This window comes from Neoroseomonas rubea (genome assembly GCF_016106015.1).
Taxonomy (GTDB): domain Bacteria; phylum Pseudomonadota; class Alphaproteobacteria; order Acetobacterales; family Acetobacteraceae; genus Neoroseomonas; species Neoroseomonas rubea.
In genome coordinates, this window is record NZ_JACADQ010000043.1 from 1 (window position 1) to 20902 (window position 20902).

26 protein-coding genes are annotated in these 20902 nt (G+C 72.5%); 14 read left to right on the top strand and 12 right to left on the bottom strand.

The features are described 5' to 3' along the window. Positions 1–692: S1C family serine protease (locus HW577_RS07210; protein ID WP_198375459.1), on the top strand; the 692-nt coding region annotated here is incomplete at its 5' end. A 111-nt stretch (positions 693–803) separates the two neighbouring features. Further along, positions 804–953: a peptide chain release factor 1 gene (locus HW577_RS07215; protein ID WP_198375460.1), complete on the top strand. Its 150-nt coding sequence runs from the start codon at positions 804–806 to the stop codon at positions 951–953. Here HW577_RS07215 and HW577_RS07220 read toward each other — a convergent pair. The 10 genes from HW577_RS07220 to HW577_RS07265 all read right to left on the bottom strand — a co-directional run bounded on the left by HW577_RS07220 (position 943) and on the right by HW577_RS07265 (position 10125). After that, positions 943–1689 carry a TlyA family RNA methyltransferase gene (locus HW577_RS07220; RefSeq protein ID WP_198375461.1) on the bottom strand — a complete coding sequence of 249 codons (747 nt, stop codon included), beginning with the start codon at positions 1687–1689 and terminating at the stop codon, positions 943–945. The two genes, HW577_RS07215 and HW577_RS07220, sit on opposite strands and share 11 nt — an antisense overlap. A gap of 94 nt (positions 1690–1783) precedes the next feature. Continuing rightward, the gene (locus tag HW577_RS07225; RefSeq protein ID WP_198375462.1) at positions 1784–2602 is read right to left on the bottom strand and encodes a hypothetical protein; all 819 of its coding nucleotides are present in this window, start codon (positions 2600–2602) and stop codon (positions 1784–1786) included. A 162-nt stretch (positions 2603–2764) separates the two neighbouring features. Further along, positions 2765–4684 carry a 1-deoxy-D-xylulose-5-phosphate synthase gene (dxs, locus tag HW577_RS07230; protein WP_198375463.1) on the bottom strand — a complete coding sequence of 640 codons (1920 nt, stop codon included), beginning with the start codon at positions 4682–4684 and terminating at the stop codon, positions 2765–2767. Position 4685: 1 nt separating this feature from the next. Further along, positions 4686–5600, bottom strand: a complete 915-nt coding sequence (locus tag HW577_RS07235) for a polyprenyl synthetase family protein (RefSeq protein ID WP_232474745.1) — start codon at positions 5598–5600, stop codon at positions 4686–4688. 2 nt (positions 5601–5602) lie between these two features. Further along, a complete protein-coding gene (locus HW577_RS07240) occupies positions 5603–5860 on the bottom strand; it encodes an exodeoxyribonuclease VII small subunit (protein WP_198375464.1) in 258 nt (85 codons plus the stop codon). A gap of 35 nt (positions 5861–5895) precedes the next feature. After that, positions 5896–6861: a Bug family tripartite tricarboxylate transporter substrate binding protein gene (locus HW577_RS07245; protein ID WP_198375465.1), complete on the bottom strand. Its 966-nt coding sequence runs from the start codon at positions 6859–6861 to the stop codon at positions 5896–5898. A 68-nt stretch (positions 6862–6929) separates the two neighbouring features. Continuing rightward, positions 6930–7235: a hypothetical protein gene (locus HW577_RS07250; RefSeq protein WP_198375466.1), complete on the bottom strand. Its 306-nt coding sequence runs from the start codon at positions 7233–7235 to the stop codon at positions 6930–6932. Beyond that, the gene (locus HW577_RS07255; RefSeq protein ID WP_198375467.1) at positions 7232–8797 is read right to left on the bottom strand and encodes a GMC family oxidoreductase; all 1566 of its coding nucleotides are present in this window, start codon (positions 8795–8797) and stop codon (positions 7232–7234) included. The genes HW577_RS07250 and HW577_RS07255 overlap by 4 nt, the downstream gene beginning before the upstream one ends. A gap of 2 nt (positions 8798–8799) precedes the next feature. Continuing rightward, entirely contained in the window at positions 8800–9729 is a 930-nt protein-coding gene (locus tag HW577_RS07260; protein WP_198375468.1) for a histone deacetylase family protein, read from the bottom strand. 156 nt (positions 9730–9885) lie between these two features. Next, positions 9886–10125 carry a sulfurtransferase TusA family protein gene (locus HW577_RS07265; RefSeq protein WP_198375469.1) on the bottom strand — a complete coding sequence of 80 codons (240 nt, stop codon included), beginning with the start codon at positions 10123–10125 and terminating at the stop codon, positions 9886–9888. A 75-nt stretch (positions 10126–10200) separates the two neighbouring features. Between HW577_RS07265 and HW577_RS07270 the strand changes: the two genes are divergently transcribed. From HW577_RS07270 to HW577_RS07295, 6 genes are all read left to right on the top strand, one after another. Further along, positions 10201–11091, top strand: a complete 891-nt coding sequence (locus HW577_RS07270) for an ROK family protein (RefSeq protein ID WP_198375470.1) — start codon at positions 10201–10203, stop codon at positions 11089–11091. Next, positions 11088–11468: a hypothetical protein gene (locus HW577_RS07275; protein ID WP_198375471.1), complete on the top strand. Its 381-nt coding sequence runs from the start codon at positions 11088–11090 to the stop codon at positions 11466–11468. Before HW577_RS07270 ends, HW577_RS07275 begins: the two co-directional genes overlap by 4 nt. A 190-nt stretch (positions 11469–11658) precedes the next feature. After that, positions 11659–12930, top strand: coding sequence for a DNA polymerase IV (locus HW577_RS07280; protein ID WP_198375472.1), 1272 nt, complete (start codon positions 11659–11661; stop codon positions 12928–12930). Between the two features lie 40 nt (positions 12931–12970). Next, positions 12971–13783 (top strand): pyrroline-5-carboxylate reductase, encoded by an 813-nt coding sequence (gene proC, locus HW577_RS07285; protein WP_198375473.1) that lies wholly within the window; start codon positions 12971–12973, stop codon positions 13781–13783. Positions 13784–13808: 25 nt separating this feature from the next. Beyond that, on the top strand, positions 13809–14429 hold the full coding sequence (locus HW577_RS07290) for a TetR family transcriptional regulator (RefSeq protein ID WP_198375474.1): 621 nt from the start codon (positions 13809–13811) through the stop codon (positions 14427–14429). A gap of 136 nt (positions 14430–14565) precedes the next feature. Then, a complete protein-coding gene (locus tag HW577_RS07295) occupies positions 14566–14970 on the top strand; it encodes a phasin family protein (RefSeq protein ID WP_232474746.1) in 405 nt (134 codons plus the stop codon). A 171-nt stretch (positions 14971–15141) separates the two neighbouring features. Here HW577_RS07295 and HW577_RS07300 read toward each other — a convergent pair whose 3' ends face one another. Then, complete coding sequence (locus HW577_RS07300) at positions 15142–15567, bottom strand: hypothetical protein (protein WP_198375475.1); 426 nt, start codon at positions 15565–15567, stop codon at positions 15142–15144. A gap of 149 nt (positions 15568–15716) precedes the next feature. Here HW577_RS07300 and HW577_RS07305 point away from each other — a divergent pair, with 149 nt between their 5' ends. From HW577_RS07305 to HW577_RS07330, 6 genes are all read left to right on the top strand, one after another. Next, the gene (locus HW577_RS07305) at positions 15717–16649 is read left to right on the top strand and encodes a ribose-phosphate pyrophosphokinase (protein ID WP_198375476.1); all 933 of its coding nucleotides are present in this window, start codon (positions 15717–15719) and stop codon (positions 16647–16649) included. Positions 16650–16822: 173 nt separating this feature from the next. Beyond that, positions 16823–17425, top strand: coding sequence for a class I SAM-dependent methyltransferase (locus HW577_RS07310; protein ID WP_198375477.1), 603 nt, complete (start codon positions 16823–16825; stop codon positions 17423–17425). An 82-nt stretch (positions 17426–17507) separates the two neighbouring features. After that, positions 17508–18125, top strand: coding sequence for a glutathione S-transferase family protein (locus tag HW577_RS07315; protein ID WP_198375478.1), 618 nt, complete (start codon positions 17508–17510; stop codon positions 18123–18125). Beyond that, positions 18125–18748 (top strand): glutathione S-transferase family protein, encoded by a 624-nt coding sequence (locus HW577_RS07320; RefSeq protein ID WP_198375484.1) that lies wholly within the window; start codon positions 18125–18127, stop codon positions 18746–18748. The genes HW577_RS07315 and HW577_RS07320 overlap by 1 nt, the downstream gene beginning before the upstream one ends. Beyond that, positions 18748–19143: a RidA family protein gene (locus HW577_RS07325; protein WP_198375479.1), complete on the top strand. Its 396-nt coding sequence runs from the start codon at positions 18748–18750 to the stop codon at positions 19141–19143. The genes HW577_RS07320 and HW577_RS07325 overlap by 1 nt, the downstream gene beginning before the upstream one ends. Further along, positions 19140–19721: a histidine phosphatase family protein gene (locus tag HW577_RS07330; protein ID WP_198375480.1), complete on the top strand. Its 582-nt coding sequence runs from the start codon at positions 19140–19142 to the stop codon at positions 19719–19721. Before HW577_RS07325 ends, HW577_RS07330 begins: the two co-directional genes overlap by 4 nt. On the opposite strand, the gene HW577_RS07335 is transcribed toward HW577_RS07330, so the two are convergent. Then, the coding region (locus tag HW577_RS07335; RefSeq protein ID WP_232474747.1) for a DUF2339 domain-containing protein at positions 19687–20902 on the bottom strand (1216 nt) is incomplete at its 5' end. The genes HW577_RS07330 and HW577_RS07335 overlap by 35 nt on opposite strands.

The window sequence follows — 20902 nt, forward strand, 5'->3', positions numbered from 1 at the left end:
CCGGGCAGGCCTCGGCGCCGGACGCCGAGGGCGGGACGCCGGCCGCGCCCGCGCCGCGGGACCGCGGGGGCCGCGCCATCGGTACGGGCTCGGCCTTCGCCGTCTCGGCCAACGGGCTCGCGCTGACCAATGCCCATGTGATCCAGGGCTGCGCCCAGGTGGTGGACGAACGCGGGCGGACCATGCGCGTCGTCGCAGCCGACCGGCGCCGGGACCTCGCGCTGATCGACGCCGCCCGGCCCTTCCCCTCGGTGGTACGCTTCCGCCCGCAGGCGGGGGTGGATCTGGGAGAGACCGTGCTGGTCTTCGGCTTTCCCTATGGCCAGGCGCTCGGCACAGGGCTGAACGTGACGAACGGAATCGTGACGGGGCTCGCGGGGCCGGGGGGCGATACCTCCCGCTTCCAGATGAATGCGGCGGTGCAGCCGGGCAATTCCGGCGGGCCCGCGGTCGATGATGCGGGGCTGCTGCTCGGCGTCGCGGTCGGGCGGCTGAACGATATCGCCGTGCTGCGCGCCACCGGCAGCCTGCCGCAGGGGGTGAACTTCGCCATCCGCGCGGCCGAAGTCGAGGGCTTCCTCGCCGAGCACGGGGTGCGCCCGGCTCGCGGGGCGGGCGCGGGCGGCACGGGGGCGCGGGCGGTCTCGGCCTCGGTCGGGCCGGCGGTGTTCCAGATTCTCTGCCGCGGCTGAGCGGCCCGGCGGCGGCCCCGTCGTCACATTGACGCAAGGCCCCCATCTTTTTGGCGTGATTTGGGTGTCTCTTGCGTTACGCTGCAGTGCACGCGCGGCGAGGAGCCCCGGATGTCGGAAGCCGAATTCGAGCGTCGCTTGGCCGAATTGGATCGCCTGCTGAACGACCCGGAGGTGCGGCTCGATGCCGACCGCGTCTGGGCGTTGCTGGCCGAGATGGCGCGCATGCCGGCGCCGCGGCCCGCGACCGCTAGGCCCTGACGGCAGCGATCAGGAATTCCCGGTTCCCCTCCGGCCCGGTGATCGGGCTCGGCTCGATGCCCAGCACGCGCCAGCCCGGCAGCCCGTCCCACCAGGCGCGGATGGTCGCGCAGACCTCCGCATGCACCGCGGGGTCGCGCACCACGCCGCCCTTGCCGACCCGTTCGGGCCCGGCCTCGAACTGAGGCTTGATCAGCGCGACCGCCCATGCGCCGGGCGCGGCCAGTGCGAGCGCGGCCGGCAGCACGGTGCGCAGCCCGATGAAGGAGGCATCGCAGACGATCGCGCCGGGCGGGGAAGGCACCTGCTCCGCCGTGAGGTGGCGCGCATTGGTGCGTTCCAGCACCACGACCCGCGGATCGCAGCGCAGGCCCCAGTCGAGTTGGCCATGGCCGACATCGACGGCATAGACCCGCGCCGCGCCGCCCTTCAGCAGCACATCCGTGAAGCCGCCGGTGGAGGCGCCGATGTCGAGCCCGACGCGGCCTTCCGGCGACAGCCCGAAATGCGCCAGCGCGTGGGCGAGCTTGATGCCGCCGCGGCTCACCCAGGGATGGTCCTGCCCGCGCAACGTCAGCGGCGCATCGGCGGCGAGCATGTCGCCCGCCTTGGCGACGCGCTTTTCTCCCGAAAACACCTTGCCGGCCAGGATCAGCGCCTGCGCGCGGGCACGGCTTTCGACCAGGCCGCGCTCGACAAGGGCGAGGTCTGCACGCTGGCGCGGCGGGCGGGTCATGGGCGCGATTCCGGCAGGCACCGCCCGGGCGCGCGAGCGGCGGCGCGCATCGGCAGGGGCGGCCTTACCTGGTTCGGTGGCCGACCCGGCCCGGTCAGGCCAGGGCGGGGCTGCCCAGGCGGATCAGCGCGGCTTCCGCGATGGCGGCCGCCTGCACCGCATCCGGCGTGAAGCCGTCGAGGTCGAGCATGCGCGGATCCTCGGCAGGAACGCCCATCACGCCGCCGCCCAGAACCAGGATGCGCGCGTTGCGGGACGCACGGCGGACGCCGCGCGCCCTCGCGCGCACCGTGCGCGGGTCCATCCCCGGCTCCAGGCTGATCCAGGCGACGTCGTAGTCCTGGTCGTGCACCGAGTCGCAGGCTTCCTCGGCATGGTCGCTGCCGCAATCCTGCACCGCCCATCCGGCACGGCCGAAGAAGCGCAGCGCGACGGCGTGCTCCACGCCCGGCACCACCGGCGCGCCGGACAGCGTCAGCGCCGTATGCAGCGCCGCGGGCACGCCGCGATCGCCGGCATCGTCGAGCGAGAGAAGGCACATCCGCAGGTGCCAGACGCTGTGCAGCCGGTCCGACTGGTCGAAGGCCGCCGGGTCGTAGCGGCGGCGCAGGACGCGCGCGGCCGGCAGGATCACGTCCCGGCAGGTGGGGCGGAACATCTGGCCGCCCGGATTGATGTGGCGAAGCTCGCCGATGGCCTCGCTCAGCCCCATGTCGGGCAGGCGCTTGGCCAGCGCCGCGGAGTCGCGCCGCCAGTTGCCCACCGGCGGTGCGCCGAAGCGGTCGACCAGCACCGGCACGATCATGTTCACGGCGACATCCCGAACCAGCGCGGCGCGGCGCGTGGCGGCGAGTATCGCCTTGCGGTCGGCTGCGGCATTCGGCGCGCGGCCTTGTCCGTCCAAAGGCGACATCCTCACCCTCCCCACCCCCTGGTCCTTTGGACCCTGGGGCTCCTGTCACGATGCTGACCGGCGTGGCCGGCATCGTCAATCCAAAGCCTAGCCTGACACGCCTCGGTCGCACAATTCGATTGTCAAGGAGGAGTGACGAAATCTACGTTATGCACGGATAGATTATGCCCGCGCAGGTTGTACCGCGCCGGCCTGCCCCAGGGCGGCTAGGGCCGTCGCGACGATATGCGGCGCGTTCAGCCCGGCCTCGTCATACTGCTTGCGCGGCGCGTCATGGTCGATGAAGCGGTCCGGCAGGCACATGGGCCGGATCTTCACCCCGCCATCGAGCAGTCCGCGCACGGCCAAGTGGTGCATCACCAGCCCGCCGAAGCCCAGGATCGCGCCTTCCTCGATCGTGATCAGCACCTCGTGCTCCCGCGCCAGCCGCTCGACCAGCGCGGCATCCAGCGGCTTGGCGAAGCGCGCATCGGCGACGGTGCACGAAAGCCCGTGCGTCGCGAGCTCATCGGCCGCCTTCAGGCATTCCTGCAGCCGCGCGCCATAGGACAGGATGGCGATCGACGTCCCTTCGCGGAGGACGCGCCCGCGCCCGATCTCGAGCACGCTGCCGCGCGCCGGCAGCTCGAGCCCGAGTCCCTCCCCGCGCGGATAGCGGAAGCCCACCGGCCGGTCGTCGATGGCGGTCGCCGTGGCGACGATGTGCATGAGTTCCACTTCGTCCGCCGCGGCCATCAGCACCATGTTCGGCAGGCAGCCGAGATAGGCGATGTCGTAGGCGCCCGCATGCGTCGCGCCGTCGGCGCCCACAAGCCCGGCGCGGTCCATGGCGAAGCGCACCGGCAGCGACTGCAGCGCGACGTCGTGCATCACCTGGTCGAAGGCGCGCTGGAGGAAGGTGGAATAGATCGCGCAGAAGGGCTTCATCCCCTCCGTCGCCATGCCGGCGGCGAAGGTGACGGCGTGCTGTTCCGCGATGCCGACATCGAAGCAGCGGCGCGGGAACTTCTTCGCGAACATGTCGAGGCTGGTGCCGGACGGCATCGCGGCGTTGATCGCGACGATGCGCTCGTCGAGCTCGGCCTCGGCGATCAGCGCCTGCGCGAAGACCTTCTGGTAGGTCGGCGGGCCGGGCGGCGCCTTGGCCTGTTCGCCGGTCACGACGTTGAACTTCTGCACGCCGTGGTACTTGTCGGCACTCGCTTCCGCCGGCGCGTAGCCCTTGCCCTTCTGCGTGACCACATGCAGCAGGATCGGGCCCTCGTGGTCCGTGTCGCGCAGGTTGCGCAGCACGGGCAGCAGGTGATCCAGGTCGTGCCCGTCCACCGGCCCCACGTAGTAGAAGCCGAGTTCCTCGAACAGCGTGCCGCCCGTCAGCAGGCCGCGGGCATATTCGTCGGCGCGGCGCGCGGCGCGTTCCAGCGGCGCTGGGAAGCGCTTGGCCACCCGCGCCATCAGGTCGCGCAGGTTGAGGAAGGGGCGGGAGGAGACGACGCGCGAGAGATAGGCGCTCATCGCGCCCACCGGCGGCGCGATCGACATGTCGTTGTCGTTGAGGATGACGATCAGGTTCGCCTTGGACGCGCCGGCGTTGTTCATGGCCTCATAGGCCATGCCCGCGCTCATCGCCCCGTCGCCGATCACGGCGATGACGTGCCGGTCCTCGCCCTGCAGCTGGCTCGCCACCGCCATGCCCAGGCCGGCGGAGATCGAGGTGGAGGAATGCGCCGCACCGAAGGGGTCGTATTCGCTCTCGCTGCGCTTGGTGAAGCCGGACAGGCCGCCGCCCTGCCGCAGGGTGCGGATGCGGTCGCGCCGGCCGGTCAGGATCTTGTGCGGATAGGCCTGGTGGCCGACATCCCAGATCAGCCGGTCGTTCGGCGTGTCGAACACGGCATGCACCGCGACGGTCAGCTCCACCACGCCGAGCGAGGCGCCCAGATGCCCGCCGGTGACGCTGACCGCGTCGATCGTCTCCGCGCGCAGCTCCTCGGCCAGCCGCTTCAGCTGGTCGGCCGAGAGGTTCTTCAGGTCGGCCGGGACGCTGACGCGGTCCAGCAGGGGCGTGGCCGGACGTGTCATCTCAATGTCTCCGCGCAATGGTGTAGCGGGCAAGCGCGCGCAACAGATCGGCACGCTCCCCCAAGGCGTCCAGATGGGACGCCGCCTGCGCCGCGAGGCGTTCCGCCTGCACCCGGGCGCGCTCGATGCCCAGCAGGCTGACCAGCGTCGCCTTTCCGGCCTCGGCATCCTTGCCGGTCCGCTTGCCGGTCTCCTCGGCGCTCGCCGTGGCGTCCAGCAGGTCGTCGGCGATCTGGAAGGCTGCCCCCAGGTCGCGCCCATAGGCCGCGAAGGCATGGCGCAGCTGCGGCGGCGCCTTGCCCAGGATCGCGCCCGCCTCGGCCGAGAATTCGATCAGCTTGCCGGTCTTGAGCAGCTGGAGCCGGCCGATCTCGGCTTCCTCCAGCGCTTCCGTCGCCATCTCGGCCAGCATGTCGAGCATCTGCCCGCCGCACATCCCGCGCGGGCCGGCCGCGCGGGCGAGGCCGCGGCAGAGTTCCGCGCGCACCGCCGGGTCCGAATGCGTCTCGGGCTCGGCCAGGGCATAGAAGGCGTTGGCCTGCAGCGCGTCGCCCGCGAGCACCGCGGTCGCCTCGTCGAAGGCCTTGTGCAGCGTGGGCTTGCCGCGGCGCAGGTCGTCATCGTCCATGCAGGGCAGGTCGTCATGGACGAGCGAATAGGCGTGCAGCATCTCGATTGCCGCCGCCGTGCGCAGCGCCGAATCGCGCGCCACGCCGAATTGCCGCGCCCCTTCCATCACGAGGAAGCCGCGCATGCGCTTGCCGCCGCCGATCGCGGCATAGCGCATGGCATCGAACAGCCGCGCCTCCGGCCCCTCGGCCGGCGGGATCAGCACCTCCAGCGCGCGGTCGATGTCGGCCGCGGCATCCGCCATGGCGGCGCGGAGCGCGTCGGTGGAGGGAATCGCGCTGTCCATGCCTATTCCAGATCCCTCAGTGTCAGGCCGGCGGGGGCCTCGACGATGGCCTGCACCTTCTGCTCGGCCTCGGCCAGCTTGCGGTCGCAATGGGCCCGCAATGCGGCGCCGCGCTGATAGGCGGCGACCGAGGCCTCGAGCGCCCCCTGGCCGCTTTCCAGCGCCTTCACGATGCCTTCGAGCTCGGCCAGGGCCTGCTCGAAGGTCAGGGTCTCGATGTCGGGGGGCGCTTCGCCCTCCGCGGTCCGTGTCCTGGCCATGTCAGGCAACCCTAACAGTCAAACGCGTCCAATGGCTATTGCGGCTCGATGCCGGCCTGCCGGATGGCGTTGGTCCACTTCGTGGTCTCGGCCCGGACGAAGGCCGCGGCCTGTTCGGGGGTGGAGGCGCGGACCGACATCCCCAGCGTGCCGCCGAGCCGCGCGCGCACCTCCTCGGTCGCGACCGAGGCCACGACGGCCCGGTTCAGCAGGGCCACGCGGTCCGCCGGCGTTCCCGCCGGGGCGAACAGCGCGAACCAGGCGACCACCTCGTACTCCGGCAGGCCCGCCGCCTCGCGCACCGTCGGCACGTCCGGCACGGCGGCCGAACGCTCGGCCGAGGTGACGGCCAGGATGCGCAGCGCCCCGGCCTGCGCCTGCGGCAGGATGACCGCCTGGTCGGCGATGAACAGGTCCACTCGTCCGGCCAGCAGGTCCTGCACCGCGAGCGGGGAGGAGCGGTAGGGCACGTTCAGCATCTGCACCCCAGCCATGGCGGCGAGGGAGGCGCTCGCGACATGCTGGGAGGAGGAGGCGTTGGCGTAGGAGATCCCCTCCGGCCGCGCCCGCGCCGCGGCGATCAGGTCGGCGAGCGTGCGGTGCGGGCTGTCCGCCTTCACCGCGACCAGCAGCGGCACCGTCGCGATGGTCGAGATCGGCACGAAGCCGTTTTCCATGTCGAAGGGCACCTGGCGGAACAGGGCGCGGGCGGCGGCGTTGGTCGAATTGGTGCCGACCAGCAGCGTGGTCCCGTCGGCCGGGGCGCGGGAGACAGCCTCGGCGCCGATCAGCCCGTTGGCGCCAGCGCGGTTCTCCACCACCACGGGCTGGCCGAGCGTCGCGCGCATCCCCTCGGCCAGCAGGCGGCCGACCGTGTCGGTGGCGGAACCGGGGGCGAAGGGGACGATCGCGCGGACGGGGCCGGACGGCCAGGCCTGGGCCAGGGCGGCGGCGGGCAGCAGGGCGGCGGCCGGCAGGGCCAGCAGGGCGCGGCGGTTCATGGTGTCTCCTTCCCCGAACATCGCCGCAGATAGGCCCGGGGTGCCGGAACCGGCAAGGGGCGGCGGGGTCACCCGGCCGGCGCGGCACGCCGCCAGACCGATCGCCCGACGCGGCGCCCGTTCGCGCGCAGCCACCGCCGCCGCTGCCAGACAAGCGCGAGCATCCACAGCGCGCCCCACGGATTGAGCACTCCTTCCAGCATCGTCAGCCGGTGCGTGTAGAACAGGGCGCGCGTGTCGGGATCCGGAATACGGGACCCGGACAATGCCCAGATGGTGCCGAAGGCCCATTCCTCCCGGAACAGCCAGACGCCGGGTTCGTCAGGATGTCGCCGGAAGCGGGCCAGCAGGGAGTCCGCGTCGAACGGATTCACGGCGCCCGCATTCTCCGCGCCGCCATCTCGCCGATCATCACGCAGGTGAAGTGCAGGTTCGCGCGGCAGTCGGACGGCATGATGGAGGCATCCGCCACGCGCAGCCCGGCGACACCCCGCACGCGCAACTCCGGATCCACCACGCCGCGCGGATCCTCATGCGCCGTCATGCGGCAGGTGCCGGCGGCGTGCTGGATGTCGGACGCGTCGCGCAGCATCAGCGCATCGAGCGCGTCGTCGGGCAGCGCGGCGGCGTCCTGCATCGACAGGTCGTTCTCGCCGAAGCGGATGCGCTGCGCGATGCGCGCCACCGGATCTCGCGCGACGAGCCGCGCCAGGCGCCGCACCCCGTCGCGCATCCGCGCCCGGTCGCGCGGGTCGTCGAGCATGTTCTCGTCCACCTCCGGCTGCGCCTCGGGATCGGCGGAGGTCAGCCGCAATTCGCCGCGCGAGAAGGCGTCATACAGCGCGATGCCGATCGCGCCCTCGCCGGAGGGTTCGCCATCCTCCGTCAGGCCGCGATGGTTGTAGGCGATCAGGATCATGTCCCGCTCCCCGCCGCCCGCAAGGCCGCTGCTGTAGGTCACGCAGCAGTTGGTGTGGCGCGCCTCGGCGCCACGCGCGCGATGCGCGGCCTTCAGTGTAATCGAGGCGCGCAGGATCGGGTGGTCCATCAGGTGCCGCCCGACGGCGGGCAGGTCGCGCAGCACCTCGATGCCGAGCGCGCGCAGCGACGCGGCGGGGCCGAGGCCCGAGCGCATCAGGATGCAGGGCGAATGGATGGCACCGGCGCAGAGCACCACCTCGCGCGCCGCGATCTCCTCCCACACATCGCCGAAGCGCACGCGCACGCCGCGCGCGCTTGTGCCCTCGAACAGCACGCGGTCGACCAGCGCCCCACCACGGATGGTCAGGTTCGTCCGCCCGCGCGCGGGTTCCAGGTAGCCGTCATTGGTCGTGACGCGCTTGCCGTCGCGCAGGTTGATCGGGTTGCAGGAAATACCCTCGCCTTCGGGCGCGTTGAGGTCCGCCTTCCAGGGATGCCCCGCCTGCAGCGCCGCGTCGCGCAGCGCGAGGTCGACCGCGCCCCATCGGTCCACCGGCATGCGGAAGACAGGCAGCGGGCCGCCCCTTCGCACGCCCGGCGCCAGCCCGGTATCGGCATCGTCCTCGATCGCGTCGAAGAGCGGCAGCACATCGGCCGCCGACCAGCCTTCGCAACCCGCCTCCGCCCAGGCGTCGAAGGCCGCCGGCACGCCGCGGATGGCGATCTGCGCATTGACCGCGGACGACCCGCCCAGCGCCTTGCCGCGCCAGTAGAAGCGCGGTTCCTGCACGCGCGTCCGGCGCGTAATCAGACCCGGCCATTGCCATTCCGCCTGATGCCGCGGGTCGTGCATGAAGGGTATGATGTTGGGGCTGCGCAGCGCGTGCGGGGCCTCGGCCGCGCGCCAGTCCCGCCCCGCTTCCAGCAGCAGCACGCGACGACGGGAATCCTCCGACAGCCGCGCGGCGAGCGGCGCGCCGGCGGACCCGGCGCCGACCACGATCACGTCGTACATCGTCAGGCGCGCATCAGCGCGCGCACATGCGCGGCCGTCGAGCGGCCCAGCGCCTCGAGGTCGTAGCCGCCTTCCAGCAGGCTCACCACCTTGCCGCCGCAGCGCCGGTCCGCCATGGCGCAGAGCGCCTCCGTCACCCAGGCGAAATCGGCTTCCCGCACGCGCAGCTGCGCCAGCGGATCGGCCGCATGCGCATCGAAGCCGGCCGAGATCACCAGCAGGTCGGGGTCGAAATCGTCCAGCGCGGGGATGATCTGCTCCCCCCAGGCGGCGCGGAAGGCCGCGCCATCGGCGCCCGGCGGCAGCGTGACGTTGAGGATGTTGCCCACCCCCGTCTCGGTCACGTCGCCCGTGCCGGGATAGAGCGGCCATTGGTGGCTGCTCGCGTAGAACAGGGACGGCTCGGTCTCGAAGCAGGCCTGGGTCCCGTTGCCGTGATGGACGTCGAAATCCACCACCGCGACGCGCGCGGCCCCATGCACGGCCTGCGCGTGGCGCGCCGCGACTGCGGCGTTGGCAAACAGGCAAAAGCCCATCGGCCGCGCGGGCTCGCAATGATGCCCGGGCGGGCGGGTGGCGCAGAAGGCGCGGCGGAACTCGCCCTGCATCACCGCATCCACCGCGGCGACGGCCGCACCGGCCGCCCGCAGCGCCGCTTCCGCGCTGCCCCAGGACATCAGCGTGTCGCCGTCCAGCGCCACGCGCTCATCCGGTTCGGGCCGGATGGCGAGGATGGCGTCGACGTAGTTCTCGGGATGCACGCGCATCAACTGCTCGCGCGTGGCCTGCGGCGCCTGGTCGCGGATCAGGTCCGCGAATTCGCCGGCATCCAACGCCTGCAGCACCGCGCGCAGCCGATCCGGGCATTCGGGATGGTGCGGGCCCGGATCGTGGTGCAGGCAGGCGCGGTGGGTGAGGAGAAGGACACTCATGCTTGGCTCATGACGTGCTCTCGCGCGTCATGCTCACGCCATGCTTCAGACGCCAGCGCGCCTCCGGCGCTCGGCTTCGCCGCACCGGCGGCGGGCCGTATTCGCGGCCTCGGCCGGCCGAGGCCGGCCGCTGGTCGGGGCATGTCGATGGCGGTTTCACGCGGGCGGATCCTCCCGCTTGCGGATGACGAAGCGATAGGCCCCGGCTTCCTCCCCGAAGGCCACCAGCGCATGGCCGGTTTCCTTGCAGAAGGCGCGGAAATCCGCGATCGAGGCCGGGTCCGTCGCCAGCACCGTCAGCCGCGCGCCGCCGGGCAGGCTGCGCAGCGCCTTGTTGGCCTTCAGCACGGGCAGCGGGCAGGTCAGGCCCTTCACGTCGAGCAGCGTTTCACCCATGGTCGCGAGTCCAGCACCCCACGACCGCCGCGTCCAGGGTTGCGGCGCGGCGCCGGCCTCTCCACCCTTTCCCCCATGAGACTGGGCATCGACCTCGGCGGGACGAAGATCGAGATCGTCGCACTGGACCGCGACGGCGCGGTCCGGCTGCGCCGCCGCACCGGCACTCCGGACGACTACCCCGCCATGATCGAGGCCATCGCCCGGCTGGTGGCGGCAGCGGAACGGGAGCTCGGCGGGCGGGGGACCGTCGGCGTCGGCATCCCCGGCAGCCTCAGCCCCGCGACCGGCCTGGTGCGCAACGCCAATTCCCAGGCGCTGAACGGCCATCCGCTCGATGTGGACCTCGCCGCCGCGCTGGGGCGGGAGGTGCGCGTCACCAACGACGCCAATTGCCTGGCGATGAGCGAGGCGGCGGACGGCGCCGGGGCGGGCCACCGCACGGTCTTCGCGGCCATCCTCGGCACGGGCTGCGGCGCGGGAATCGTCACCTCGGGCCGCATCCTGGACGGGCCGAACCGCACGGGCGGCGAATGGGGCCACACGCCGCTGCCCTGGATGCGGCCGGAGGAATTCCCCGGTCCCCGCTGCTGGTGCGGCCGGCATGGCTGCCTCGAAACGTTTCTCTGTGGCCCCGCGCTCGCCGCCGATTGCGACGGGCCCGGCGCGCGCGACGCCGGATCGATCCCGGCCCGCGCCGCGGGGGGGGAGGCGAAGGCGGCCGCCGCGCTGGCACGCCACACGGACAGGCTCGCCCGCGCGCTCGGCATGATCGCGAACATCCTCGACCCCGACATCATCGTGCTCGGCGGCGGGTTGTCGAACATGGCCCATCTGTACACCGACGTGCCGTCGTTGATGGCTGCGCATGTCTTCGGCGACGTCGCGCGCACGCCGATCGTGCCGGCGCGGCATGGCGATTCCTCCGGCGTCTTCGGCGCCGCGCGGCTGTGGGACGGAGGATGAGCGCGCCGCTCCGCGCCGGGCTGCTCTATGGCGCGGCGATGTTCGCGGTCGGCTTCCTGCTCGGGCCGCTGCGCGTGCTGGTGCTGGAACCCGCGCTGGGCGCCGCGCTGGCGGTGGCCGCCGAGGCGGTGCCCATGCTCGCCGCCATGCTGCTGATCGCGCCCCGCATCGCCCGCGCGCAGGGCGTGGCGCCGGGGGCGCGGCCGCGTCTGGCCATGGGGCTGTTCGCGCTGGCGCCCGTGCTGACGGCGGAGGTGGCGATGGCCCTGGGCCTCGGCCGCCTCGGGGAATGGATCGCGGCCTTCGCGACGCCGGCGGGGCTGATCGGCCTTGCCTTGCTGGCGGCGCTGGTGGTCGTGCCGCTGCTGCGACGCTGATGTCCGGCGCGCGGGCCCTGCCGTTGCGACGCGCCCTGATCGGCCACGGTGGTGCGCCAGCCCCTGCCCATGGCCGGTCGCGCCGGACCGTCGCGCCGGTGTCTTCGCATTGGCGCGGGGCCACGCCGCCCCGACCCTGTATCCTGATCCGCCCGGGCGACTCCGGCTGAACGGAGGACGCCAGCGCGCCATGCCCGCCCTCTGCCGCGACTGCCTCCATCGCGCGGACCACGCCTTCGTCCGCTGCCCCGCCTGCGGGTCGCGCCGCGTCGTGGCACATCACGACCTGTTTGCCCTGACCGTCGCGCATGTCGATTGCGATGCCTTCTACGCCTCGGTGGAAAAGCGCGACCGGCCGGAATTGATGGCGCGGCCCGTCATCGTCGGCGGCGGGCGGCGCGGCGTCGTCGCGGCCTGCTGCTACGTCGCGCGCACGCGCGGCGTGCGAAGTGCGATGCCGATGTTCAAGGCGCTCTCCGCCTGCCCCGATGCCGTGGTGATCCGCCCTGACATGGCGAAATACGTCCATGAAGGCCGGCGCATCCGCGCGATGATGGAAGCGCTGACGCCGCTCGTGCAGCCGCTGTCCATCGACGAGGCGGTGCTCGACCTGTCGGGCACCGAGGCGCTGCACGGCGCGCCACCGGCCGTGGTGCTGGCGCGCTTCGCGCTCGCCGTGGAGCGCGAGGTCGGCGTCACCGTCTCCATCGGGCTGGCGGCGAACCGGCTGATGGCGAAGCTCGCCGCCGAACGCGACAAGCCGCGCGGCTTCGCGGTGATCGGCGCGCATGAGGCCGCCGCCTGGCTCGCGCCGCAGCCGGTCTCGCTGCTGCCGGGCGTGGGGCCGGCGCTTGCGAAGCGCCTGGCGGCGGCGGGCTTCACCACGCTCGGCCAGCTCGCCGCGCTCTCGCCGAAGGACGCTGCGTCGCGCTTCGGGGAGGAAGGCCCGGGCCTCGCCGCCCGCGCGCGCGGGGAGGATGCCCGCCGCGTCAGCCCCGAGCGCGAGACGAAGAGCATCAGCGCCGAGACGACCTTCGAGAGCGACCTTTCCGCGCAATCCGCGCTGGAGGCGCCGCTCTGGCGACTGTGCGAGAAGGTCGCGCGGCGGCTGAAGGAAAAAGGCTTCGCCGCGGCCGGCGTGACGCTGAAGCTCAAGACCGCGTCCTTCGCCACCCGCACCCGCGCGACGCGCCTGCCCGAACCGACGCGCCTGCCCGATGTGCTCTTCGCCGCCACGCGCCCGCTGCTGGCAAAGGAGGCAGACGGCACGGCCTTCCGGCTCATCGGCATCGGCGCCCAGCCGCTGGCGCCGGGCGATGCGGCGGATCGCGGCGACCTCGCCGACCCCGAGGCGCCGCGCCGCGCGGCGCGGTGGGAGGCGGTGGAGAAGCTGCGGGCGAAATTCGGCGAGGGCGCGGTGGTGAAGGGGCGCGGCCTGCCGCCGCCCGCGCGGAAGGGCTGATCCCCTTGCCCCCCGGGGCGCGCCCCGCCACCCTCCGCCCATGACCGAGACCCTCCCCGACCTCCTCCTTATCGGCTGCGGCAAGATGGGCGGCGCCATGCTGTCCGGCTGGCTGGAACGCGGCCTGTCCCGCGCCGTGGTGGTGGAACCGCACGCCCCGGCGGCGGCGGCCTTCGCCGGGCGCGCCACCATCGTCGCCGATGCGGCCGCCATCCCGGCGGATTTCCGCCCCGCTGCGGTGATCCTCGCCATCAAGCCCCAGGAGGCGCCGGCGAGCCTGCCGGCCTTCGCGCGCTTCGCGACGCAGGGCGCGCTGTTCGTCTCGATCATGGCCGGGCGGTCCGTGGCATCCATGCGCGCGGCGCTGGGCGAGCAGGCCGCGGTGGTCCGCGCCATGCCCAACACGCCCGCCGCGGTGCGCCAGGGCTTCACCGCCGCCTTCGCCGCGCCCGGCGTCACGGCGGCCCAGGCGGCCCTGGCCGATGCGCTGCTGCAGGCGGTGGGGGAGGTCGCCTGGGTCGATGAGGAAGACCACATCAACCCCGTCACCGCCGTGTCCGGCGGCGGCCCGGCCTATGTCTTCCTGCTGGCCGAGGTGCTGGAGAAGGCCGCGATCGAGCAGGGGCTGCCGGCGGACCTCGCCCGGCGCATGGCGCGTGCCACGGTCGCCGGGTCGGGCGCGCTGCTCGCCGCCAGCCCGCAGGATGCAGCCGACCTCCGAAAGGCCGTCACCAGCCCCAAGGGCACGACGGAACGGGCGCTGAACGTCCTGATGGCGCCCGACGCCTGGCCGGCGCTGATGTCGAAGGCCATCGCGGCCGCGACCGATCGCGCGCGCGAACTGGCGGGCTGACCCCCTCCTCCCATATTGTCGTCCCATGAGCGCGACGAACGATACGGACCTGGTGGCTGCCCTCTGGCGCGTGATCACCGATCACGGCTGGCCCGGCCTGACGATGGGGCGGCTTGCCGCCGAATCCGGCGCAAGCCTGTCCGAGCTGCGGGACCGCTTCCCCAGCCGGCTCGATGCGCTGATCCTGCACGGCAAGTTGGTGGACCGGCAGGTGCTGGACGGCACCATCCCCGGCCAGGGCGGTGCGGCGCGGGACCGGCTGTTCGACGTGCTGATGCGCCGCTTCGACGCGATGCAGCCGCACCGGGCGGGTATCCTGCGGTTCCTCAAGGACATGCGCCGGGACCCCAGCCTCGCCGCGCTGCTCGGCCCGCAATTGTCGCTGTCGATGCGCTGGATGCTGGATGCGGCGGAGATCGGCGGCGATGGCTGCCGGCGCCGGGCGCTCGCCGCCGGGCTGGTCGGCGTCTGGCTGATGGCCGTCCGCGCCTGGGCGGAGGACGAGTCGGAGGATCTCGGCACCACCATGGCCGCGCTCGACCGGGCGCTGGACCGGGCGGAGCAGGTGGCGCGGACACTGCGGCTGATGCCGGCCGAGGACGTCTCCGCCTCCGCCGAGGCCGGCGCCCCGGACGAGGACGCCTGAGGCGGAACCTTCCCGGCCAGGAAGGAAGACGGCGTCACGCAGGCATCGCGTGCAGCAGGCGGGGTTCCGGCCTATGCTGCACCGCCAAACATAAGGGGTGCAGGCTATGGTGCAGCGTTCCGGCATGAAGCCCGACATGGACATGATGAAGATGCTCGCGGAGTTCCGCATGCCGGCCATGCCGGACATGGAGGCGCTGGCCGCGGCCCAGCGGCGCAACCTCGAGGCGCTGTCCGCCGCAAACCGCGTGGCGCTGGAAGGCGCGCAGGCGGTGGCCCGCCGGCACATGGAAATCCTGCAGCAGTCGGTCACCGAGATGACCGAGGCGATGCGCGCCTTCGCCGGCGCCGAGGCACCGCAGGACAAGGCCGCCAAGCAGGCCGAGATGGCCAAGGTGACCTACGAGAAGGCGGTCGCCAACCTCCAGGAGATCGCCGAGCTGATCCAGAAGTCGAACAGCGAGGCCCTCGGCGTGCTGAACAAGCGCTTCACCGAGGCGATGGAGGAAGTGAAGGGGCTGATGGCCAAGGCGGGCGGCTGACGCCCGCTCAGCGACCGTTTGAGATAGCTGGCGGCGAAGGGTGCGCGAGGTATCTTTCGTCCCTGAAAGGCGCCGGACGCCGCCGATGCTGGTGGCATCGGCAAGTCCGGCACCGAATCAGGGGCTGAAACGACCGGCGCAGCCGAGCCGCCGGTGTTCTCAAGGGGTCTCTCAACGGCTTGGGACAGGACCCGAGCCGCGGCCGACCATGCGGCCCGAGGAATCGTAGCGGCGCCACTCGTCGCCGCTGCGCTCGATGCGCCCGGTGTTGCGGCCGGAGGAATCGTACATCCGCGCGGTGTTGCCCGACCACTCGGTCCGCCCGGTCGAACGGCCCGAGGAATCGTAGTGGCGCGTCGTGCCGCCCGATTGCTCGCTGCGGCCCTGCGACCGGCCCGAGGAATCATAATGTCGCGTGGTGCCGCCCTGCGTCTCCGACCGTCCGACCTGGCGGCCCGAGGAATCGTAGTAGCGCATGGAGTCCGTGCCTTCCGTGCGGCCCACCTGGCGGCCCGAGGCATCGTAGGTCTTGCCCGTCTGCGCCGCGGCGGGCAGCGCGAGGGCAACGAGCATCAGGGCGAGGGCGATGGCGCGCATGGTGGATCCTCCACGCGCAGCATGCTCCGCCGATCCTGCGGCGAGGTTAAGGCGGGCTGATTTACACCGGCCCGTCACATTGCTACCAACCGCGCGCCTTTCCGCCCCCCTGCCACCGTCGCCTCGCGGCGCCCGGAGCCCCCCCGGCCATGAAGATCGTCGCCTGCAACAGCAACCGCCCGCTGGCCGAGGCGGTCGCCGCCGCCTGCGGGATCCCGCTGACCAACGCCTCCGTCCGCCGCTTCGCCGACCTCGAGGTCTTCGTGGAGATCCACGAGAATGTCCGCGGCGAGGACGTCTTCGTGGTGCAGTCCACCTCCTACCCCGCCAACGACAACCTGATGGAGCTGCTGATCACGCTCGATGCGCTGAAGCGCGGATCGGCGCGGCGCGTCACGGCGGTGATCCCGTATTTCGGCTATGCCAGGCAGGACCGGAAGTCGGGCCCGCGCACGCCGATCAGCGCGAAGCTGGTGGCGAACCTGATCACCGCCGCGGGGGCGAACCGCGTGCTGACGATGGACCTGCACGCGGCGCAGATCCAGGGCTTCTTCGACATCCCCGTCGACAACCTGTTTGCCGCGCCGCTGTTCTCGCGCGACATCCAGGAACGCTACGAGGGGCGGGAGCTGATGATCGTCTCCCCCGACGTTGGCGGCGTGGTGCGCGCGCGCGCGATCGCGGCACGGCTCGGCGTGGATCTCGCCATCATCGACAAGCGGCGCCCGCGCGCGGGCGTGTCCGAGGTGATGAACGTGATCGGCGAGGTCGAAGGCCGGCACTGCCTGCTGGTGGACGACATCGTCGATTCCGGCGGCACGCTGTGCAACGCGGCCGAGGCGCTGCTGAAGAACGGCGCCAAGTCGGCCGGCGTCTATGTCACCCACGGCGTCTTCTCGGGCGGGGCGGTGGCGCGCATCGGCGCCGCGCCGATCGAGATGATGACGGTGACGGACAGCATCCAGGCGACGGAGGCGGTGCGGGTTTCGCGCAACATCCGCCAGCTGACCATCGCGCCGCTGCTGGCCGAGGCGATGAAGCGGATCAGCGAGGAAAGCTCGGTCAGCTCGCTCTTTAATTGACCCTCGGACGGCGGGCGCCGCGCATCCGCGCGGCTTGCCTTCGCGCCGTGCGCTGGTGCGCTGGCAGCGGCTGATGGTCTGGGCGCGGTCCCGCAGTCGCGCTCCCGGATCGAGGCGGGGCCCCGATCCGCTTGGTGTGTGCCCGCGTGGAACGCCCATGCCAGGATACAGCCATGGACGCCGCCGCGGACATCATCCGCCTCTACACCCGCCACGGCCCCGCCTGGGCGCGGGACCGGGGGGAAGCGCCAGGCACGGAAGCCGCATGGATCGCGCGCTTCCTCGCCCTGCTGCCGCCCGCCGGCGAGGTGCTCGACATCGGCTGCGGATCGGGCGCGCCGATCGCGACTGCCCTCGCCGCCGCGGGGCATCGCGTCACGGGCCTCGACGCCTCCCCGACGCTGCTCGCCCTCGCCCGCGCACGGCTGCCGGACGCCGAATGGATCGAGGCCGATATGCGCGCCATGGATCTCGGCCGCCGCTTCGACGGGCTGATCGCCTGGGACAGTTTCTTCCACCTCGACCACGACGCGCAGCGCGGCATGTTCCCGCGCTTCGCCGCCCATGCCGCGCCGGGCGCGCCGTTGCTCTTCACCACAGGGCCGCGCCACGGCGTCGCGATGGGCGCATACGGCGGGGACCCGCTGTTCCATGCGAGCCTCGACGCGGCGGAATACCGCGCCCTGCTCGCCGCCCACGGCTTCGCGGTGCTCGACCACCGGGCGGAGGACCCGGCCTCGGGCGGCCACACCATCTGGCTCGCCCGCCACGTCTGAGTCCGCTTGCCAAGCCCCCGCCGGCGCAGGATTGTCCGCCGACGCCGCCCGCGCGCGGCATTCCGGAAGGATGACGCTCCAGATGAAGCTCTTCTATTCGCCGGGCGCCTGCTCGGTCGGCATCCATGTGCTGCTCGAGGAAATCGGCGCTCCTTACGAGGCCGTGCTCGTCAACCTCCGCGAGGGCGCGCAGTTCAAGCCGGACTTCGCCGGGCTGAACCCGAAGTCCAAGGTGCCGACGCTGGAACGGGACGACGGCACGGTGCTGACGGAATACCCCGCCATCGCCTTCTGGCTCGCCAGCCGCTTCCCCACCGCGGGGCTGATGCCCTCGGGGATGGACGCGCAGGCCCGCGCGCTGGAAGCGACCGACTACTGCGTCGCGACCATGCACATGCAGGGCTTCTCCCGCATGTTCCGCCCGGCCAACTTCGCGCCGTCCGAAGCCGACCACGCGGCGGTGAAGGCGCGCGGGGAGGAAATCTTCGCGAAGGGCCTCGGCCTGATGGACAAGGCACTGGCCGGTCGCGAATGGCTCGCCGGCACCTATTCCTTCGCCGACAGCGCGCTCTTCTACGTCTCCTTCTGGTGGAATGCGCGGCTGCAGAAGGACCTGCCCGGCAATGTCGCGGCGCATTTCGCGCGCATGAACGCGCGCCCGGCCGTGCAGCGGACGCTCAAGGCGGAGGGCCTCGCGTGATGAAGCTGTTCTACTCTCCGGGCGCCTGCTCCGTCGGCATCCACGTCATCCTCGAGGAGCTCGGCAAGCCCTATGAGCTCGGGCTCGTCGCGCTGAAGGACGGCGCGCAGCACAAGCCGGACTACGTGGCGATCAACCCGAAGTCCAAGGTGCCGGCGCTGCTGCGCGACGACGGCTCGCTGCTGACGGAATTCCCGGTCATCGCCATGTGGCTCGCCAAGGCCAACCCGGATGCGAAGCTCGCGCCGACCGACCTGGAAGGCGAGACGCGCTGCGCCGAGATGCTCGACTATGTCTGCGGCACCATCCACCCGCAGGGCTTCACCCGCCAGTTCCGCACCGCCAACTTCACCCCGCGGGAGGAGGACTTCCCGAAGGTGGTCGAACAGGGCAAGGCGCTCGCGGCGAAATACTTCGACGTGCTGGAGAAGACCTGGGCCGGCGACACCTGGGTGCTGCCCTCGGGCTATTCGGTCGCCGACGCCGCGCTGTTCTTCGTCGAGTACTGGGCGACGCGGCGGTCGGGCATGACGCTGCCGCCGCGCCTCGACGCACATCTCAAGGCGATGCTCGCGCGGCCGGCCGTGCAGCGCGCGCTGCAGCAGGAGGGGCTTCCGGCCTGATGCCGGCGCCCTTCGACATCATCGGCCACCCCGCGCCCGGCGAGGCCCGGCCCTTCAGCCGCGCCACCCGGGCGGGGGGCCTGGTCTTCGTCTCGGGCCACTCGGCGCCGCACGACCCGGCGCGCGGCATCCATCGGGGTGCGACGGCGGCCGAGCAGACGCGCCAGGCGCTGGCGATGGTGGACAGCATCCTGCGCGACGCCGGCTCCTCGCTCGACCGCGCGGTGCAGCTGACGATGCTCATCACCGACCCGGCGGACTACGCCGAGTGCAACGCCGAATACGTGAAGCATTTTCCGAACGGCCTGCCGGCGCGCCACACCGCGCGCTTCGGCGTGCCGACCGAGGCGAAGGTCGCCTTCGCCGCCATCGCGCTCGCCGGAGAAACGCCGTGACACCGACGCTCAACCGCATCCCCTTCTGGTTCCTCCGCCATGGGGAGACGGACTGGAACGCGCAGGGCCTTAGCCAGGGCCGCACCGACATCCCGCTCAACGCCATCGGCGTGATGCAGGCCGCGCGCGCGGGGGAAGCGATGAAGGGCCGCGGCATCGCGACCATCGTCGCCTCCCCGCTCGACCGCGCCTTCCGCACGGCGGAGACGGTCGCCGCCGCCCTCGCCTTGCCCGTCTCGCTCGACGAGGACCTCCAGGAAGTCGCCTTCGGCGAGCAGGAAGGCCTGCCCATGGGCGACTGGTACGATGACTGGATCGCCGGCACCTACACGCCCGCGGGCGGGGAGGCCTTCGCCGACCTTGTCGCGCGCGGCGTCGCCGCCGTGAACCGCGCCACCGCCATGCCCGGCCCCGTGCTGGTGGTCGCGCATGGCGCGCTGTTCCGCGCGCTGCGCCTGGCGCTCGGCCACGAACCGAACGTGCGCACGCCGAACGCGCTGCCCATCCTCTGCACGCCGCCCACGAGCGGCGCGGCCTGGGATGTCAGCCCGGTGGCGCTGCCGCCGCTGCCGGCGTGACGACGAAGCGGCGATAGATCGCCCCCAGCGCGATCAGCGCCAGGCCGAGCCCGAGGAAGGACAGCACGCGCCACAGCCCGACCAGCGCGTCCATGTCCACGATGAAGACCTTGAGCGTGGTCAGCCCGACCACGGCCAGCGCGGCAAGGCGAACCTCCTTCCGCCCCGCCCGGATGCCGATGGCGAGCAGCAGCGCGCCGAGCAGCAGCCAGGCGCCGGAATAGGCGTACATCTCCGCCTCCCCGATCGGGGCCCAGGCGATCTTCTCGGGATGGAAGGCGCGGCGCACCTCGAGCGTCGCCCAGGCGAAGGCCGACACCAGCGCATAGCCCGACAGCAGCGCGGCCATCCCCGGCGGCGTGCGCGCTTCCGGCGCGCGCGCGACGGCCAGCGCGACCATCAGCGCCGGAAGCGCATAGGCCGGCACGAGTGCGGTCAGCAGCGGCAGGCCGGGAATGTCCTCCCCCGCCGTCCAGGGATTCTGCAGCAGCAGGATCAGCCCGACGGCAAGGCCCGCCATCCCCGCGGCCCGCGCGCTCCAGAGCATCGCCGCGCGCCCGCCGCGCCGATGCGCGACCAGCAGCGCCCAGGCGGCGGCGAAGAGCGCGGTGCATTGCCAGGCGGCCTCGGCGAAGTCCCAGCGACCCGCGGCCATCGCGGCACCCTGCACCGCGTGGCGGATTTCCAGCAGCACGAGCAGCACGGCGAAGAGCGCGGCGCCGCATTCCAGCACCCGCACCACGATGCCGTCCCGCATGCGCAGGAACTCCCGCGCGGCCCATGCGAAGCACAGCGCCGGCACGCCATAGGCCAGCAGCAGCCCGTTCAGCACCGGCCAGCCGCCCCAGTCATACCCCAGCACGAAGCCGTTCAGCGCGAGCCGCACCAGCACGAAGCCCGCCACCGCCACCGCCACGCGCCGCAGCGGGTCGAGCGCCGTGCGCCGCGCGATCATCGCGAGCGGCGGCAGGAACAGTGCGACGGCCAGGGTCAGCCACTGCTCCCGCAGCACCATCGCCACGCCGAGCGCCAGCGCCGCCGTCGCCCCCGCGGCATGCATCCCGGCCCGCGCCTGCGACCCATCGCGCATCCCACGCGCCGCGGCGCCCACATGCACCGCGGCGACCGCGCAGGCGGCGAGCGCCCAGGCCGAACCCGATCCCGGCATTCCCGCCGCGCCG